This window comes from Nonomuraea helvata, assembly GCF_039535785.1.
Classification (GTDB): Bacteria; Actinomycetota; Actinomycetes; order Streptosporangiales; family Streptosporangiaceae; genus Nonomuraea; species Nonomuraea helvata.
The window spans coordinates 2,607,878-2,625,575 of sequence record NZ_BAAAXV010000009.1; the positions used below are offsets into that span (position 1 = coordinate 2,607,878).

A 17,698-nucleotide genomic window follows, 5' to 3' on the forward strand; every position below is an offset into this window, starting at 1 on the left:
GGCGGCTGCGCGGGCGGGCCAGGGCTGCTCGCCGCCGACAATCAGCGTGGGCAAAAAGCAGGGCACCGCCCCCACGACCACGAGTAAGCCCGCGCCAAGGAGAGCGCAATACCCCGAGGTCGTCATGGCACCGACCATCAGGCATGTGATGCGCTGGCCATCGAGAGCGAGCACGACAAGCCTGCGTCATTGACGCGGGCTGCCGCAGTCGGCTCGCTTCGACCGTGCCGCCGCCGCTCCGCTGCGCGCCGGAAAACAACGGGGTTGTGGCAGGCCGTGAGGAACACTCGGAGGATTAATGTCGGTGTCCGTGGTGATTCCGTGCTACCGCTCAGCACAGACTCTTCCTGAGTTGGTGTCCAGACTCGTGTCGGTCCTGCACGCCATGTCGGTCCAATACGAGGTCATTCTCGTCGTCGACGGCAGCCCGGATGACACGTGGGCGACCGCCGCGGAGCTGGCCCGAAGAACTGACGGAGTACGCGCGATCCACCTTTCCCGCAACTACGGCCAGCACAACGCCCTGGTCGCGGGAATCAGAGAGGCTCAATTCGAGGTCGTCGTCACGATGGACGACGACTTGCAGCATCTCCCGGAGCAGGTGCCGCTCATGCTGGCCGCCCTCGAGGGCGATCGCCTCGATCTGCTCTACGGAGTTCCGCACGTCGAAGAGCATGGGTTCCTCCGCAGTCTCGCGTCCCGATCGGTGAAGGCAGGCATGTCTGCCACCTTGGGCGTGCGCTCAGCACGGAAGATCAGCGCGTTCCGCGTCTTCCGTACGCACCTTCGTGACGGCTTCAAGGAGTTGTCCGGTCCTCACGTGTCCGTCGATGTGGCCCTGTCATGGGCCACCGCGAAAATCGGCTCGCTGCCGGTGCACATGGACCACCGGCAACATGGGCGGTCGAACTACTCTCTGCGCCTGCTGATCCGGCACACCGCGAACATGGTCTTGGGCTACAGCACTGCGCCGCTCCAGTTGGCGAGTTACCTGGGATTCTTCTCCGGCCTGTTCGGCCTGCTGCTGGGCGGTGCGGTGCTGTGGCGTTTCGCTGCCGGTGACACGACGACGGCGGGGTTCACCACGATTGCCTCGATGGTCGCGCTGTTCTCCGCCGCACAGTTGATGTCCCTCGGAATCCTGGGCGAATACATCGGCCGCATTCACGGAAGCGGGATGGGGCGCCCCGTGTACGTCGTGAGGGAACGCGTTGGATCTTCGTCGCTCTTCGACGCGTCTCTGCCGAGCGCTCAGCATGGCGATGAACGTTCAGCCCCGCCACAGGTCTCCCCGCATACGGCGTCCAGCCGATGAGGGGCACGTAAGACGACTCCAGGTGGCGAGGTCGTGGATCTGACCGATCTTCGCCAGGTCCGGACGCAGATCCCCGCTCCACGTGACGCCGGGGATTGCGGCACCCATGATGTGAGAACTCCTTCAGCCCTGCCCGTGCCGACAGGCGCGTGAACGGTTCGATCCGGTCAGAAAATCGTCACCGGCGCCTCAAGCTATCGCCCGTGAACTTGCCTTGGCGCGTGCCATCGTCGCCGGACCGGCGATCAAGGGCTAGAACAAGAACAGCACTTGCCACCTGGGCGAATTCTTTGGCCGCAGGCTGAAAAACAGGAGATCGGCCATACCGAATCTCGCCGGTTGCACAAAGAAATCACCGAACGGAGTGATCGTGCGTTTCTTCTCAGCCCAGGAAAACTTCACGGCCGGGGTGGTCGGCCTCGGATACGTGGGATCCTGTGTAGCGGCGGCACTTGCCGACAACGGAGTTCACGTAATCGGCGTGGACACGGACACCTCGCTCGTGGAGGAACTGACCAGAGGGCACTGCCGATTCAGCGAAACGGGGCTGCCGGAGTTGGTGTCCCGCTGGGCGGGTTCGTCCAGGGTCCGGAGCACCGGAGACTACGCGGCGCTGTCGTCCGCTGACGTGGTCATCGTCACGGTCGGCACGCCCATCCGCGACCAAGGCGTGCTGATGGACCTTCAGCTGAAGAGCGCCTGTGCCGAGCTCAGTAAGCACATCCGGCCCGGTCAGCTGCTGATCTTCAAGAGCACCGTGCCGGTAGGGACGACGCGTCGGCTCGTCGTTCCCCTGCTCGAACGCTCAGGGATGAAGTGCGGCGTCGACTTCGGCCTGGCGTTCTGCCCGGAGCGGCTTTCAGAGGGGAACGCGCTCAACGAACTCCGAAGCCTGCCCATCGTGGCAGGCGGTTGGTGCGATGACAGCACAGAGGCCGCGGCGGCCTTTTGGCAGCGGAGTCTCGGTGTCGAAGTAATTCGCTGCCCCTCTCTCGAGACCGCGGAAATGGTCAAGCTCGCCAGCAACTGGTGGATCGATCACAACATCGCAATGGCCAACGAGCTCGCCCAGGTATGCGCCATGGCCGGTGTCGACGTGCTCGACGTAGTCAAGGCCGCGAACTCCATCAAAAAGGGCAATGGGCACATGAACATCCTGCTGCCCAGCGTCGGCGTCGGCGGGTCCTGCCTGACCAAGGATCCCTGGATGGTATGGCGCTCTGCCCAGGACGGCGGCGTCGATCTCCGCACGATCCCGGCCGCACGGGCCGCGAACGACGCCATGCCCCGCTACACCTTCGACCTCATCGTCAACGAGCTCGCCAACTTCGGCAAGGAGCCGATCGACTCGAAGGTCGCCGTACTCGGACTCGCCTTCAAGAACGACACCGGCGATCTGCGTGCGACACCCACCCAGCCTGTCGTCTCGGCGCTGAGGGAGGCTGGGGCAGAGGTAACCCTCTTCGACCCGCTGGTGGACGACGACGAGGCCGAGAAGACCTTCGGGGTTCGGCCGTCGGCCTCCATCGAGGAAGCGGTACGGCAAGCCGACTGCCTGGCAGTTCTCGCCTGGCACAGGCAGTTCGAGCTCCTGGACTTCGCGGAACTTCGCCGGCAGGTCGCTCCGTCATGCGCGCTGATCGACGGGCGTGCTTACTACTCACGCGAAACGATCGCGCGGCTGCGGCAGTTGGGCTTTGTCTATCGGGGGATAGGAAGGTAAGAGTATGAATCGTGTCGTCGTCACCGGCGGTGGCGGATTCGTCGGGAGCCATCTCGTTGAACGGCTCCTATCAGAAGGCAACGAGGTAACAGTCTTCGACCATGCTGAACCGCCGCCCGGCAGGCTCGCGGCCCCGATCGCGCCGCGTTACGTAACGGGCGACATCCGGAACCGCGACCAACTGGCCGCGGCCATCACACCAGAGGTGGACATCGTGTACCACCTTGCCGCCGTGGTCGGTGTCGACCGATACCTCGACCAACCGCTGGACGTCATCGACATCAACTTGATGGGGACCAGGAACGTGCTGGACCTCGCGGACCGCGCCGGAGCGAAGGTGGTGGTCGCCAGCACGAGCGAGGTGTACGGGAAAAATCCCGCGGTGCCGTGGTCGGAAGACGACGATCGCGTCCTGGGCAGCACCGCCGTCGACAGATGGAGCTACTCCTCCAGCAAGGCGCTGGCTGAACATCTGACGTTCGCTCTCGTCCGGCAGCGCGGGTTGAGGGCGACGATCGTGCGCTATTTCAACGTGTACGGTCCGCGCCAACGCCCGGCGTTCGTCATCAGTCGCACGATTCACCGGGCGCTCCGCGGCCTCGCTCCTGTCATCTACGACGACGGCGAACAGACTCGGTGTTTCACGTTCGTCGACGATGCCGTCACCGCCACGATGTTGGCCGGCTCAAGCGCGAAGTCCGACGGCGAATGCTTCAACATCGGCAGTTCCGACGAGACGACGGTCCAGCAGGCCGTGCAATTGGCCATCGAGTTGGCCGGGGGCGCATCGACCGTCATTCCCGTCGACACTCGAGAGCGCCTTGGCACTCGATACCAGGATCTGTGCCGGCGGATACCCGACACCACGAAAGCCTGGGAAGTGCTCAATTGGCGCAGTACGACAAGCCTGCGCGAGGGGCTGGCCAAGACCATCGAGTGGGCTCGTGTGAACCCCTGGTGGTTGGAGCAGGCGGACAGCGGTCAGGCTTAGTCGTCTCGTATCACTCTGAGATCGAGTCCGGGGTCCGCGCCGGCAGCCGTATCGAAGAGCCGTGGCCCCGCGCCATCGGCCTGACCGACGCGGACCTCGTCGAAGGGTGATCACACCGTACTGTTCGAGATCAGCGCAATCGCCGGAGCGGAATCGCAGGCGCGCGACATCGCCGTCTCGGCACCTGCCTCCGCCATGCGATCGCAGGCAGCCTGGTCAGCAGAGATGGTCAAAGGTGGCGGCATCAGGACAGGGCCTGAGTCATCGAGGTTCGTACTTGTGCAATGACGGCAAAATAACGGATGGTACGCGGAGCGCCATCAGCGGCGGCGGCCCCTCGATTGTCACGATGAACCAGTGAATATGAGGACCGAATCGCTCCCGGCCCGTTCGAGAGTCGTTTACGCAATACCTCACCTGTCCTCCGAGGAGTCCGAGCATTTCGCGCACCTCCCGGCTTTTCTCGCCGCTCTCGGTGCGAGAATGGACGTGATCGCGTTGGTGGAACGGGGTACGCCACCCGCGCAGCTGCCCGGCGTGCGCAAGGTGATCTCGACGGTCGGCCCGAGCCGGGTTACCCGTCTGGTCCGCGTCTTGTCGGCGATCCGCTGGTGCGCGCGCGCCGGGTACCGCACATACTTCCTCCGCTATTCACGCTTCCTGCTCGTCATGCTCATCCTGACCTATCCGTTCTTCCGGCATCGCATCTTTCTGTGGCGCAGCGGAACGGCCGACCTGATGGACGGCGACAGGCGCAGAACGGTGCGGCACCGGTTGGAGGACCTGTTCGGCACGCTGCTCGCCCGCTGCGTTCACGGCTTCGTGACCGGCCCGGAGAGCATGGTCCCGATCATGCGTGCCAGATGGCAGGTCCCGGCCCACCGGATGCGGCTGCTCTACAACGACATCGACAGCGACCGGTTCGCGCCCCTGCCTCCGGCTGTGCGCCAGGAGACCCGCCGCCGCCTCGGCTGGGACGAAACCGAGTTCGTGGTTCTTTTCGTACACCGCCTCTCGTTCCGGAGGGGAACGCGCCTGCTCGTCCCGTACCTTGACGCCGTTCGAGCCGAGCTGGACCGTCCCGTCCGGCTGGTGGTCGTGGGCGACGGGCCCGACCGTTCGTACCTGGAGCGGCTGGGTCGCGACCGGGCGGACCTGCACCTCATGGGGCCGGTACCGAACCGGAAGCTGCCCTCGCTGTACGGAGCGGCGGACTGCTTCGTGATGCCCAGCTACGAGGAAGGCTTTCCGCGCGTGCTCCTCGAGGCCATGAGCACGGCAGTGCCACTCGTGACGACCAGGGCCGGCGGCTCGGCGGACGTGGTGGGATCCGGCTATCCCTTCCTCTGCGACGTTGGGGACCTGCCCGCTCTGATCAGGATGACCATCGAGGTGGCGCGCCTGACGGACTCCGAACGCGATGCTCTCGGGGCCCGAATGCGCGAGCGTGCCCAGCAGCGGTTCTCCCCGCAGCACGTCGCCGGCATGTTGGAGGACATCCTGTGAGGCCCATTTCCGTCACCCTGGTCGTGTCGAGCCCCTGGAAACGCGACCTGCGGCCCGACGACGGCGACCTGCGCTCGGCGCGAGCGCTGGCAGAACGGCTCGGCGGACCTTACAGCGTGATCGTGCCCTCGGGGGGAGCGGAGCCCGGCTTCACCGATCTTGGCTCCGTCCATCTGTACCGAGTCCCTGGCCGGTCACGGCCGGCCTTTCTGCGAGCGGCCCGGCGAGCGGTGGACCACGGCCTCCCCAGGTCCAGCGACATCCTTCTGTCCAGTGACCCGCTCGCCGCCGTGGCGGTCGAGCTCTCCCGGACCCGGGCTCGGACGCCGCACATCGTGCAGATCCAGGGGGACGTTCTGGACCCTGGCCCCGCGTACGGCGGTGTGGTGAAGAGAGCCGGGCTGGCCCTGGTCTCACGAGCGGCGGTGCGCCGCGCCACCGCGGTCCGCGCCGTACGTCAAGGGATCAAACGCCGGGCAGAGCAATGGACGCGTAGCCCGGTCGCCTGCATTCCGAGCCGGGTGGACACCCGGTTCTTCGCGCCCCCGGCCGTTCCGGGTCCCCGGCCCATCCACACGGCCATGGTCGGCAACCTGCTGCCCGTGAAGAACCACGCGACCGTGCTACGCGCGTGGCCGCACGTGCTCGGCCGTGTCCCCGGCGCGAGACTCGTCGTGCTCGGTGAGGGGCCCGAGCGTCCGCGGCTGCAACGGCTGATCAACGATCTCGGCATTGAGGACCATGTCGAGCTGCGTGGTTCCGTACCGCGCGACGAGGTCGTCCACACGTTCCGGCAGACGCGGCTCGCCGTCCATCCCTCTTGGTCGGAGGGGCTGCCACGGGCGGTTCTGGAGGCGATGTCCTGCGGCTTGCCGGTGCTCTGCTCCGACATCCCCGCGCACCAGGAGATCATCCGACCCGAGACCGGTGCGCTGCTGGCTCCCGGCGTCGTGCGCGAGTGGGCGGAGGGCATCGTCTCGTTCCTTGCCGACCCCGAGCGCGCCTGGTCGGCCGGGGCCGCCGGACAGCGATACGTCGCGGAACACCACGACTTCGACGTGATGATCGACATGTTCGCCGACTTCATCCGAGACATCGCCATGCGGCCAAGGACGGGGCGATGAGGATCCCCATGGACTTCGTCCTGAGGTACGCAGGCCGCGTCAACGTCGGAGAGAGCCCTGAACCTGGCCGGCTCGAGTGGCCGGCTGATCCGGGCTCCGGGGACGAGGTCGGCTTCTGACGATGACCTCCTTGCGGGAAACGGTGATCCGGCACGCACGCATGCCGGCACGGCGGCAGCTGTGGACGTTCGCCTGGCTCGCTGTCGGCAGCCAGGGCGAGGCGATCCTTTCCGTCCTGAGCACGATCGCCCTGGCGCGGACGACCACAGCGTCCGAGGCGGGGAAGGTGTTCTTCGCGCAATCGCTGATGTCTGTCTGGTTCCTGCTGTGCGATCCCCGGCTGGAGGACGCGGCGCAACGGTACGTGCCGCTCCAGCAGTCCCGCGATGGGGGCGGTGCCGCGTTGTTCGGCCGCCTCCTGAGATGGGATGTGGGGATCGGCGCGGGAGCGAGCGGGGTCGCGTTGCTGATCACTCTGGCGGGGTACCAGATCGGCGGTGTTCCGGGTGATCTCGCGGTGCTGCTCACTCTCGCGATCATCACGGGCGGTGCCATCTCGTCGACGGGATCCGCCGGTGCGGCCTTCGCGCTGACCGGACGGTTGAAGTGGCTCGGGCGGGTCCGGCTGCGGTGCGCCGTCGTGCTCTTCCTGCTCACCCTCGGTGGTCTGCTCGTAGGCGGGCCGGCCGGCTATCTCGCCGGCCAGGCCGCGGGTGCTCTGGTGACCGCGGCGGTGCTCGCCCGTGAGGCCATGAAATCCATCCACAGTACTTACGGGCCACCCGTTCCGGGCGTCGCTATGCCCACCGGTCTGGTGAGATTCTCCGTCAAAGCGTCCACCGCGACATCGGCGGCAGCCGCTTCGGAGTCGGGCCTCCTCGCGTTGGCGGGCGTAGTCGGCGGACCCACACTCGTCACCATCCTCAAGATCTCGTTGGCCCCGGCCCGGATCTACACGAGCCTGATCAGCCCTGTGGCCTCCATGCTGCAGCCCCGGCTGGCTGAGGCGGCCGCTGTCGGCGAGGGGCGACGGATCAGGACAGACGTGACCCGGTCGAGTCTGGCGTTGGGGGCTCTGGGAGCAGGCGCGCTCGTCGCCGCCGCCCCATTCATCGGGCCCGCGCTCGGACTGGCCTACGGACCCTCGTACGCCCAGACGGGCACGGCCGCGCTGTTGCTTCTCGCCGTGGCTTGCGCGAAGGGAGGCGTGTCCTGGTCCAAGGTGCTTCCGCTCGCCATCGGCAAGCCAGGCTGGCGGCTGGCCTTTCTCACCATTGAGGGACTCCTCAATCTCGGGCTGCTGCTTGCCGCTGTCTGGGTCGCTCCAGAGCCGATTGCCACGGCAGTCACCTTCGGCTGGGGGGCCTTGGCCTTGACCGTGCTCGGATCCGCGTTCTGGGTCCTCTCACTTCGGAGACTGGTGGTTTGCCATGATTGAGGCCGCGCACCCGACGGGAAAGCCAGGCGTCGCACTCGCGAGGCTCCTGCTCGGAGTCGCTATGGTGCTTGCCGGCGTGGCCGCCGACCAGCTCGGCGAGGCCGAGACAGGGCACATGATCTGGGTGCTGGCTGTGGTGGTCCTCCCGCTTGCCGCGCTCCCCGCGTTGATGGTGTGCGTCATCCGCATGGGTCTGCCGTTCGGCGGTCTGAACCTGTGCGATGTGATTGCCACGGCCTATCTGGTACGGCTGACCGTGAGCGGCTCGATCATGAACATCCGGTTCGCGCCGTCCCAAGCGGCTCTCGCGGCCTTCTTCGCCTGGGCCGTGTTGGTGACCTCCGCCCATGGGGGGACGTTCTGGTCGCTCGTTCACCTCATGCTGTATGCGGCTGTGGGAATCGGATTGACGCACAGCCCCACAGCCCGCCGTGGCCTGCTCTGGGCGGTGCTCGGGCTGGGCGTCTACCAGGTGGTGGTCCATCTGCCCAACGTGACGGACCGGCTCTATGGCCTCATGGCGGATCCCGCGCAGGTGGGCGCGCTCCTGCTGGCGGCACTCCTCCTCGGGCCCATCTCGGCGCTGCCGCTCGGCGTCCGGCTCCTGCTCCGATCCCTGCTCGTGATCGGTGTGGTCGCCACTCAGACGCGGTCGATCTGGTTCGCGTTGGTCGCCGTGGTGGTTGCGGCGGCGCTGCCGAGGCGGTGGTACCTCCCTGGGATGCTGCCGCTCATCCTGGCGCCGGTCGGACTCCTCATCGTGCCGAGGCTCACCACGTTCCTGGGCCTCAACCGGGAGTCCGGTCTCCTCCGAGAGGAAGCGATCCAGGTGGGCCTACGGCAGTTCGGCGAGCAACCCCTCACCGGTCACGGCTGGGCGGTCCTCGACCACCTGGACGGTGGTGGCACCGTCTACAACCTCTGGGTCCACCTGGGAGTGGCCACAGGGATCGTCGGCATCCTCCTGTTCCTTGCCTACATCGTCCTGCTGTCTGCCGAGACCTCTCGGGCCCGTAGTTCCGCGTACCTCTTCCTGGCCGGCATCCTGGCCATGTCGCTCACCGAGACGCCGCTCTACGGCGACTCGGTGGTCACCCTGCTCTTCTTCACCGTCATCTCCTCGGCAGTCCGAGCCCGGCCTTTCGAGGAAGCATGTCATCGAGCAGTGCCTGGTATCTCTCGCCCAGGACGTCCCAGCTCACTTGGCGCGCCGCCGCCCGCGCACGGGCTGACTGCTCAGCCCGGAGGGCCGGATCGCGCAGGAGTCGCACCAGCGCGCCCCGAAATTCCTCAGGCGACTCCACGATGAGCCCTGATCCCGTACCCGAGATCAGCTCTGTGGGAACTGCCCGGTAGCCGATCACGGGGACTCCGCATCCCAGGTACTGGGCCACCTTTACCGAGGATCGCTCATGCTGGATCCGGCGGGGATACAGCCCCACGTCGAAGGCGGCCAAGTACGCGGGAACGTGCTCCGCCGGTACGTGTCCCACTACCTCGATGTCGGTCCGGCCCGCGAGCATGCGCGCCAGAACCTTGCTGACGCTACCGACCAGCCAGAGCCGCGCCTGTGGGCAAGCGGCGACCACGCCGGGCCACAGCTCCTCGACCAGGTGCGTCACGTTGTACATGGGATCGGCGCCGCGATCCCGGTCGCAGAGATGCCATGCGGCGGCGTAGCCGACCGTCAGCTCTTCTGGTCTTTTGCGGCGCTGCACCTCCTCCACCAGGCCGGGGTCGGGCTCCACCGTCCGTAGGCCGTGGCCGATGACGTTGATCGGGCAAGTCACACCCAGTTCGCGGTAACGGTCAGCAGCCGCCTGGTTGGTGACGACAAGCGCCGTGATCTGCCGAGAGGACCGCAGGATCCGTACCTCGTCGTCGGTGAAGTACGGATCGTCCATGTCCACCACGACAGGGAACATTGCAAACGGAATGTGCTTGGTATTCGTGATGAATCCGTATCTGTAACGCCTGGCGGCCAGCTGGAAGAGAAGGCGCCCATGCACTCCGATGGAGCGGTTCAATGTCCGGAACTGTACTCCGCGCATAATTCTCCGGTCGGTGCAGCGGAGCATGAGACTGTCCACTCGCTCCAGAATGGGTAGCAGCGCGGTATATCGGGCGTTATTGAAGCTCTTGAACCATATATTAGTATGAAATATCCGATTTTCGGTAATATTCCCGCGCCTGAGATCGGCGATTTTGATCTCATGGAAGTTCATATCGCCACCGTCTCGGAGCTCCCGCCGCGCGACAAGAACCGACACGCGTCCAAATACTCGCCGTAACCGATCAGCAGTTCGCGTATGACTGCACCACCGGGCGGCAGGGACCGGTCACCGCGAGCACACTTCGTCGTAGAGTTTGTCGAACCATGCCCCCGCCTGGTCGATGTCGACCAGGTCGGCGCTGTCACGCGCGCCCGCTCGAAGACGTGTGTGGTTCGCCGGTGACGCCGCGCGCATGATCACCTCTGCGAGTGCCTCGGGATCTCCCGGCCGGGTCAGGAAGCCGTTCTGACCGTGCTGGACGAGATCGGGAACGCCGCCCACGCGGGTGGACACGACCGGCACGCCCGCGGCGAGCGCCTCCATGATCACGACCGGCAGTCCTTCGTGGGCGGAGCTGAGCACCAGCAGGTCCGCAGCCGCGATCAGGCGAGCGGCACCGGGCACGCCGCCGAGGAACCGCACGGAGTCCGACCCGAGCCCGGCGACACGGCGGGCTACCTGGTGGTGCAGCGGCCCAGTGCCGGCCAGGACGAACATTGCCCGTGGATCGCGCGCCACGACCGTGGCCGCCGCCTGGATGAGCGTCTCATGGTCCTTCTGCGGGCGCAGGTTGGCCACATGCACGATCAGAAAAGCCGACTCCGGTATGTCCCATTCGATTCTCGTCCGTGCGGCGTCCATGGCCGCACGACGCTGCTCGGCGACGTCGACCCCATGGATCCTGGTGTGGAGACGGCGTGCTCCGCGGCTTACGACGGCCCGAGCCACTTGGGGAGAGACGGCGACGGTGCGGGCGTCGAGCCATCTCGTGGCCCGGTCGAGCAACATCGTGGGCACGCGGTAGCGCACATTGTGCACGGTCGAGACCAGCGCGGGGCGTGGCCATGACAGGCGAGAGGTCAGCCGGATCAACGCGGCGGGCAGCGGCGAGTGCAGGTTGAGCACGTCCGGACGCAATCTTCTGACGACCGTCGCCAAGCGCAGAAGGCGCAATGCCGACGGGCACGAGGTCAGATCGACGACGCGGATGCCCGCGGACCGCAACCGCTGGATGAGCTCGCCAGTGGAGGCCCGCAGGCACACCACCGTGTATCGCTTGCCGGTAGGCCGCATGGCGAGCAGACGTGAGACGAGGAGAACCTCCGCACCACCGACGTCCAGCGTTTTGATGATTTCGCAGACATGCAATCTGGGCTTCACCGTGACAATCATCGCCATCGGGCTTCCGGAAACCGCGGCGGCACTCCCGGCGGCCACAGAAATTACAAGAGCTTTGTGCTGGATGTCGCGTCCGCTCAGGCCCACGCGTACAGGGTGATCGCGGCGTTCGACGGGACACCGCAATCAGCTCCGGTGGCCGTGGTGGGCCCGTCACGCGACACGCCTTCGCCACACATCGTTGCAGCTCGTTACTTTCTGTACACTCAATCTCGTAGTTGATCAACCTCGCCGCCGATCTGAAGGGGAGCTCGTGAGCACGACAGATCACACGCTTTTCCCTTCCGGAGCCGATGGGAAGACGAGCGCCACGGGAGCGTCGTCGAGCGGGGTTCACCTCCGCCACGGAGCAACAAGGTGATGCGCTCTGCTCATCGGCTCGTCACGGGCCCCGAACTTCCTCGTCGCCCATATGGGTCGCTGGCTTCGAAGTAAGCATGGACCGCCATGCGGAATTCGTTCGCTCTCTGGCGGAAAGAACAAGGGCAGCGTGTCACGAGCATGAGAATCATACGTGTCAGCTATCGCATACCACCCGAGCCGGGCGGTAAGGAACGGCATGTCGAATGCCTCACCCGAGAACAACTCAAGCGCGGCCATGATGTCGTACTCGCGTTCCGTAGAGGCGGGGTCGTGCCGGAAGGCGCGACGGTGCTGGCCACAAGGCCCACGCTGGTGTCACGCGCGCTGGCCGTGAAGTCCGACGTGCTGGCTTTCTCGGCCGAAGTCGGGGGAGCGCTGCGGAGACACCGTTCCGCCGACCTCGTGCACCTGCACGGAGACCATGTCGAGGCTGCCGTCCTGGGCCCGATCTGCAGGCTTCTCGGCCTCCCGCTTGTCCTGACCGTGCATGCCACCCTGTCAAAACGCCATCAGCGCTTTGCCCGGATGGCCTTGCGTAACGTCGACGCCTGCATCGCTCTGGGCTGCAGCACCGGCGACGACCTGGTTCGCCTGGGTGTCGATCCACGCCGGATCCGGGTGGCCTCCAGCGGACTTGATCTCGAGGGCATTGCCAAGGTCCGCGGAAGTGGCGGATGCGAGCGGGGCCTGGTCGTCAGCGTCGGCTCTCTCGAGCCGATGAAGAATCATGCTCTTCTCATCGCGGCATTTCAGGCGGTGCGCCGTACTCGGCCAGGGCTTCGGCTGGTCATCGCCGGCGACGGCCCCGAGAGGAAGCGGCTGCAGCGGCTGGCCGGCCAAGGGGCGGGCATCGAGCTTCCGGGCCGGCTGTCTCGAAACGAGATCTACTGGCTCGTACGGTCCGCAGAGGTTTTCGTCCTCGCCTCACGTCGCCTCGACGGTAAAGGCGAGGGTGTACCGACAGCCGCCCTGGAGGCGCTCGCTCTTGGCACGCCGGTCATCGTATCCACAGATGCCGCGCTCGAGCCGGTTGTCCAGGACCGCGGAGCGTACCGAACCTTCACCTCCGGATCGGTCGACGAACTGATCGCTGTCCTGGGGTCCCTGCTCGACGATGAGGAAACCCGCCGTCGCATGAGTGACCTGGGACCGCGCGTGACCGCGGCATTGGATTGGCCCGCGGTCACGAGCCGGATCGAGGAGTGGTACGGCACGGCGCTGAACGGCATTCCACGGGCTGGGGGCCATGAAACCGTGGAGGCCCCTCTCCGTCGCGATCATTGAGGCGATGGATCTGCCACGTACCGCCGGCGCGATGGCGCGACACGCCTGATCTCAAATACGCGCGGGATGCGGCAGCGCACCCGCATCTCGAACGGGGGAAAAGTGAAAGGTCCACAGCAACTCGAGCACGTGGTGGTGACGGGGGTCGCCGGGTTCATCGGCTCGCATCTGGCGGAGGTCCTGCTGAAGCAGGGGGCGAGTGTCCTTGGAATAGACCGGCGCCCGCCCTCGCACGATCCCACGGCAGCCCAGAACCTCGCCGACCTGATCGCGGAGCCGGGATTCACGCTGATCGAGGGAGACCTGACGGATCTGGACCTGACACGATTCACGAAGGGCGCGTCGGCGGTGTTCCACCTCGCGGGTGTGCCCGGTGTACGCCCGTCATGGGGTGACAGGTTCACGGACTATCTCGCGTCGAACATCATGGCGACGCAGCGCCTGCTCGAAGCTTGTGCCGCCACGGATGTGCCCAGGCTCGTTCTGGCCTCCTCATCGAGCGTGTACGGCACCGGCACCGACCGTCCCTCACACGAAGAGGATCTTCCGACGCCGCTGTCTCCCTACGGAGTCACGAAATTGGCTGCAGAGCGCCTCGCTCTTGCCTATGCGCTGAGACCCAGCACGCCGACGAGTGTCGTGGCTCTGCGGTACTTCACCGTTTACGGCCCTCAACAGCGCTCCGACATGGCGATCTACAGAGTCCTTGAGGCCGCGCTGACCCGCCGGCCGATGCGACTGTACGGAGACGGGACGCAGCGTCGCGACTTCACGTATGTGGACGATGCGGTGGCAGCAACGATCGCGGCCGCTTCTGCTCCCGCGCGAGCCGAGGTGGTGAACGTCGGAGGTGGCAGAACCTTCAGCATGCTGGAGGTCCTGGAGTGCGCTGCGAAGATCACCGGTCTCGACATTCCGATCGTGCGCGACAGCCGGCAATCAGGCGACGTGGAAACCACAGCGGCAGACCTGACAAGAGCGCAGCAACTGCTGGGCTATCGGCCGTCGACATCACTGATCGAAGGCATGACTCGCCAATGGAAATGGACACTGAACCGGCCGGCCGTGCCGTTGTCGCAATGACGTAGCCACCCGACGCCTCACCGGCAGATGTCCGGTGCCGCGCCTCCAGAATATCCGGACATCTTGCCATAATGTGGAAACTCACCGCCAGGTTCGCCAGTAGGTATGTGAATTTCGCCAGCTCATGCGGAGGTAGTGAATATGGAAAACATTTCGTAACCACCCGTCACGGCGTCACTGAAATATCCGGCGGCGGGTTAGTTTCTCCGACGTGACCAGGCCATCACCGAGGAGTCCGCGATGACGTACGGCGACCGTATCCGTGTCATGGAAATCATCGCGCGCCTGAACGTCGGCGGTCCTGCTACGCAGGTCATGGGGTTGTGCGAGAGGCTGGACGCCGATGAGTTCGATCATCGGCTCTACGCCGGTCACGTCGACGGCGGCGAGGCGGACCATCTCCAGTTGCGGCAGGCGGAGACGCGGGTCAACCGCGTCCCGGGCCTCGGCAGATCGGTCAGGCCCGGCGACGATGTCAGGTCACTCATCTGGTTGATCGGTGCCATGCGGGCGTTCCGCCCGCACATCGTCCACACGCGTACGGCCAAGGCCGGGGCGCTGGGCCGGGTGGCCGCCCGCCTTGCGGGTATCCGCGCGGCCTGCGTTCACGTCTTTCACGGCCACCTCCTGCACGGCTATTTCTCGCCGGCCAGGCGCGGTCTCTATGTGCGTTCCGAGCGACTCCTCGCCTCCATATCGGACCGGCTCGTCACAGTCGGCACGCAGGTGCGGGACGACCTGCTCCAGGCCGGGATCGGCAAGGCAGAGCAGTACGTGGTGATTCCGCCCGGTGTGCGGCTCGGCCCGATCCCTGATCGGCTGGAGGCACGCGCGGCGCTGGGTCTTCCGCAGGACGCGCCCGTCGTCGGGTATGTAGGCCGGCTCACCCAGGTGAAACGACCGGACCGGTTCCTCGCCGTGGCCGACGCGGTGCTCCGACGTTCGCCGGAATGCCGGTTCGTCATCTGCGGAGGCGGCGAGTTGACACCCGAGGTCAAGCGGCGAGGCGAGACCGCTCCGGACACCTTCCGCCTGCTCGGCTGGAGGAAAGACGTGGAGACGGTCTACGCCGCCGCCGACGTGATCATGTTGACCTCCGACAACGAGGGGACGCCACTGTCACTCATCGAGGCGGGGATGGCCGGAGTGCCGGTCGTCTCCACCCGGGTGGGAAGCGTCGCGGAGGTCGTCAAAGACGGACACACCGGCTTGTTGGGCGGCACCGACATCGCCGAGCTGGCGGCACACACTCTGAGACTCCTGTCCGACCGAGACCTCGCACGTCGGATGGGCGAGGCAGCCAGGGACTGGACGACACAAGCGTTCGGCGTGGAACGACTCGTCGCAGACACACAGGACCTCTACAGGTCGCTGCACATGTCGTCGCGGCGTCGGCGAATCCCAGGGGGAAGCAACAGATGAAGATACTCGTGACAGGCGGCGCCGGATTCATCGGCGCGAACCTGTGCCATGCGCTCGCGACCCGGCCCGAGGTGGAACAGCTCACGGTGCTGGACGATCTGAGCAGCGGAGATGCCACCAACCTCGACGGCGTCGGGGTGGAGCTCGTGCGGGGCAGCATCCTGGACCGCGATCTGCTGGCAGACCTGGCCGCGGATGCCACCACCGTCGTCCACCTGGCTGCGCGGCCCTCCGTCCCCCGCTCCCTGGCGGACCCGCTGGCCTCGCACTCCGTCAACGCCACTGGAACGCTCCATGTGCTGGAAGCCTGCCGTACGGCGAAACAGCACGTCATCCTCGCCTCCTCGTCCTCTGTGTACGGAGACTGCGCGGAACCGTGCAAGCACGAAGACCTGCCTACTCGGCCGCTCAGCCCGTACGGTGCGAGCAAGCTGGCGACCGAGGCCTACGCTCTCGCGTATGCGAGCAGTTTCGAGCTGCCCGTCCTCGGCTTCCGGTTCTTCAACGTGTACGGTCCGATGCAGGCCGCCGATCATGCCTACGCCGCCGTCGTTCCGGCGTTCGTGTCCAAGGCGCTAGGCGGGGGACCGGTGCCCATCCACGGCGACGGGCACCAGGCGCGGGACTTCACCTATGTGGGTTCGGTGGTGAACGTGCTCGTCGAGGCGATCCTCCGCCGGGTCACGCACACGACGCCGGTCAATCTCGCCTTCGGGACGCGGGTGAGCCTTCTGGAACTCAAGGACGTGCTCGGTGACGTTCTCGGCCGGCCGATCGAATCGGTCTTCCTGCCTCCGCGGAGTGGCGACATCCGGGAATCGCAGGCCTCGCCGCGCCTGCTGCGCGAGCTGTTCCCCGCGGCTCATCCGATCGCGCTGGAAGAAGGGCTCCGTCTCACGGTGGCCTGGTTCGAGAAGGCAGCGGCCGCCGGCCCCAGTGTCCTGGCCTGACCTGCGCTTCCCTCCGGCAGTCAAATCTCTCCGTGTGCATGTGATTAGGGGAAGCTTGTGAGCGAAGCAATAAAGAACACCTACCTGATAACGGGCGGCAGTGGATTCGTGGGGTCGCATCTGGCCGATGCGCTGCTCGCACGGGGTGACTCCGTCGTGGTCCTGGACAATTTGTCGACCGGACGGCTCGACAATCTCCGGCCGCATCCTCGCCTCCGCTTCGTGCACGGCTCGGTGCTGGACGAGCTCATGGTGGACGAGCTGGTCCACCAATGCGATGTCGTCGTCCATCTCGCGGCCGCGGTCGGCGTCAAACTGATCATCGAGCAGCCGCTCCGGTGCCTGACGACCAACATCCGCGGCTCTGAGATCGTCATCGAGGCGGCCCATCGGTACCGCAAGAAGGTTCTCATCACCAGCACCAGCGAGATCTACGGCAAGAACTCCTCAGGGCCGTTGCGGGAGGACGCGGATCGCATTCTGGGCAGCCCGGCGGTCGTGAGGTGGGCCTACAGCACCGCGAAGGCCGTCGACGAGATCCTGGCCAACGCCTATCACCGAGAGCGCGGCCTGCCGACGATCGTGGTGAGGCTCTTCAACACTGTCGGACCGCGGCAGAGCCCGGCCTATGGCATGGTCATCCCGCGCCTGGTCCGGCAGGCGGTTCACGGCGCACCTCTCACCATCTTCGGCGACGGGACCCAGACGCGCTGCTTCGCCCACGTCACGGACGTCGTCGAGGCGCTGCTCAGGCTGCTCGACCACGACGCGGCGATCGGGCAGACCTTCAACATCGGTTCGGCGGAGGAGGTGAGCATCCTGGAGCTGGCGAAACTGATCATCGATCTCACCGGGTCCACGTCGCGGGTGGACCTCATTCCGTACGACGAGGCATACCAGCAGGGTTTCGAGGACATGGTCCGCAGGGTGCCCGACACCGGCAAGCTCCGCGAGCTCACCGGCTGGGCTCCACGGCGCACGCTCGACGAGATCCTCGCCGAGGTCGTCAAAGAAGCGCGCCAAGACCTCACGGCATCCATACGGTGA

The 17,698-nt window shown here is 66.0% G+C and carries 13 protein-coding genes; 11 read left to right on the forward strand and 2 right to left on the reverse strand.

The annotated features are described in order from the left end of the window. Positions 1 to 298: 298 nt before the first annotated feature. The 6 genes from ABD830_RS45530 to ABD830_RS45555 all read left to right on the forward strand — a co-directional run bounded on the left by ABD830_RS45530 (position 299) and on the right by ABD830_RS45555 (position 8,097). Complete coding sequence (locus tag ABD830_RS45530) at positions 299 to 1,315, forward strand: glycosyltransferase family 2 protein (RefSeq protein WP_345001325.1); 1,017 nt, start codon at positions 299 to 301, stop codon at positions 1,313 to 1,315. A gap of 370 nt (positions 1,316 to 1,685) precedes the next feature. Next, on the forward strand, positions 1,686 to 3,038 hold the full coding sequence (locus ABD830_RS45535) for a nucleotide sugar dehydrogenase (protein WP_345001327.1): 1,353 nt from the start codon (positions 1,686 to 1,688) through the stop codon (positions 3,036 to 3,038). Positions 3,039 to 3,042: 4 nt separating this feature from the next. Further along, positions 3,043 to 4,029, forward strand: coding sequence for an NAD-dependent epimerase/dehydratase family protein (locus ABD830_RS45540; RefSeq protein WP_345001329.1), 987 nt, complete (start codon positions 3,043 to 3,045; stop codon positions 4,027 to 4,029). Positions 4,030 to 4,512: 483 nt separating this feature from the next. Beyond that, the gene (locus tag ABD830_RS45545) at positions 4,513 to 5,535 is read left to right on the forward strand and encodes a glycosyltransferase family 4 protein (protein WP_345001331.1); all 1,023 of its coding nucleotides are present in this window, start codon (positions 4,513 to 4,515) and stop codon (positions 5,533 to 5,535) included. Beyond that, complete coding sequence (locus tag ABD830_RS45550; RefSeq protein WP_345001333.1) at positions 5,532 to 6,659, forward strand: glycosyltransferase family 4 protein; 1,128 nt, start codon at positions 5,532 to 5,534, stop codon at positions 6,657 to 6,659. Before ABD830_RS45545 ends, ABD830_RS45550 begins: the two co-directional genes overlap by 4 nt. A 121-nt stretch (positions 6,660 to 6,780) precedes the next feature. Next, positions 6,781 to 8,097 carry a lipopolysaccharide biosynthesis protein gene (locus ABD830_RS45555; protein WP_345001335.1) on the forward strand — a complete coding sequence of 439 codons (1,317 nt, stop codon included), beginning with the start codon at positions 6,781 to 6,783 and terminating at the stop codon, positions 8,095 to 8,097. A gap of 1,112 nt (positions 8,098 to 9,209) precedes the next feature. Here ABD830_RS45555 and ABD830_RS45560 read toward each other — a convergent pair. Further along, a complete protein-coding gene (locus ABD830_RS45560) occupies positions 9,210 to 10,322 on the reverse strand; it encodes a glycosyltransferase family 4 protein (protein WP_345001337.1) in 1,113 nt (370 codons plus the stop codon). A gap of 114 nt (positions 10,323 to 10,436) precedes the next feature. After that, the gene (locus ABD830_RS45565) at positions 10,437 to 11,531 is read right to left on the reverse strand and encodes a glycosyltransferase (RefSeq protein ID WP_345001339.1); all 1,095 of its coding nucleotides are present in this window, start codon (positions 11,529 to 11,531) and stop codon (positions 10,437 to 10,439) included. Between the two features lie 519 nt (positions 11,532 to 12,050). Between ABD830_RS45565 and ABD830_RS45570 the strand changes: the two genes are divergently transcribed. From ABD830_RS45570 to ABD830_RS45590, 5 genes are all read left to right on the forward strand, one after another. Then, on the forward strand, positions 12,051 to 13,196 hold the full coding sequence (locus ABD830_RS45570) for a glycosyltransferase family 4 protein (protein WP_345001341.1): 1,146 nt from the start codon (positions 12,051 to 12,053) through the stop codon (positions 13,194 to 13,196). Between the two features lie 66 nt (positions 13,197 to 13,262). Further along, positions 13,263 to 14,279 carry an NAD-dependent epimerase/dehydratase family protein gene (locus ABD830_RS45575; RefSeq protein WP_345001343.1) on the forward strand — a complete coding sequence of 339 codons (1,017 nt, stop codon included), beginning with the start codon at positions 13,263 to 13,265 and terminating at the stop codon, positions 14,277 to 14,279. A gap of 240 nt (positions 14,280 to 14,519) precedes the next feature. After that, positions 14,520 to 15,701, forward strand: coding sequence for a glycosyltransferase (locus tag ABD830_RS45580; protein WP_345001345.1), 1,182 nt, complete (start codon positions 14,520 to 14,522; stop codon positions 15,699 to 15,701). After that, the gene (locus ABD830_RS45585; protein ID WP_345001347.1) at positions 15,698 to 16,651 is read left to right on the forward strand and encodes an NAD-dependent epimerase/dehydratase family protein; all 954 of its coding nucleotides are present in this window, start codon (positions 15,698 to 15,700) and stop codon (positions 16,649 to 16,651) included. Before ABD830_RS45580 ends, ABD830_RS45585 begins: the two co-directional genes overlap by 4 nt. A gap of 57 nt (positions 16,652 to 16,708) precedes the next feature. Further along, positions 16,709 to 17,698 carry an NAD-dependent epimerase/dehydratase family protein gene (locus ABD830_RS45590; protein ID WP_345001349.1) on the forward strand — a complete coding sequence of 330 codons (990 nt, stop codon included), beginning with the start codon at positions 16,709 to 16,711 and terminating at the stop codon, positions 17,696 to 17,698.

Excerpts from the sequence above, each read along its gene's own strand:
- ABD830_RS45575 (WP_345001343.1), top strand. The coding sequence starts at position 13,263 with ATGCGGCAGCGCACCCGCATCTCGAACGGGGGAAAAGTGAAAGGTCCA.
- ABD830_RS45545 (WP_345001331.1), top strand. The coding sequence starts at position 4,513 with ATGGACGTGATCGCGTTGGTGGAACGGGGTACGCCACCCGCGCAGCTG.
- ABD830_RS45580 (WP_345001345.1), top strand. The coding sequence starts at position 14,520 with ATGACGTACGGCGACCGTATCCGTGTCATGGAAATCATCGCGCGCCTG.
- ABD830_RS45570 (WP_345001341.1), top strand. The coding sequence starts at position 12,051 with ATGAGAATCATACGTGTCAGCTATCGCATACCACCCGAGCCGGGCGGT.
- ABD830_RS45530 (WP_345001325.1), top strand. The coding sequence starts at position 299 with ATGTCGGTGTCCGTGGTGATTCCGTGCTACCGCTCAGCACAGACTCTT.
- ABD830_RS45560 (WP_345001337.1), bottom strand. The coding sequence starts at position 10,322 with ATGAACTTCCATGAGATCAAAATCGCCGATCTCAGGCGCGGGAATATT.
- ABD830_RS45585 (WP_345001347.1), top strand. The coding sequence starts at position 15,698 with ATGAAGATACTCGTGACAGGCGGCGCCGGATTCATCGGCGCGAACCTG.
- ABD830_RS45540 (WP_345001329.1), top strand. The coding sequence starts at position 3,043 with ATGAATCGTGTCGTCGTCACCGGCGGTGGCGGATTCGTCGGGAGCCAT.
- ABD830_RS45555 (WP_345001335.1), top strand. The coding sequence starts at position 6,781 with ATGACCTCCTTGCGGGAAACGGTGATCCGGCACGCACGCATGCCGGCA.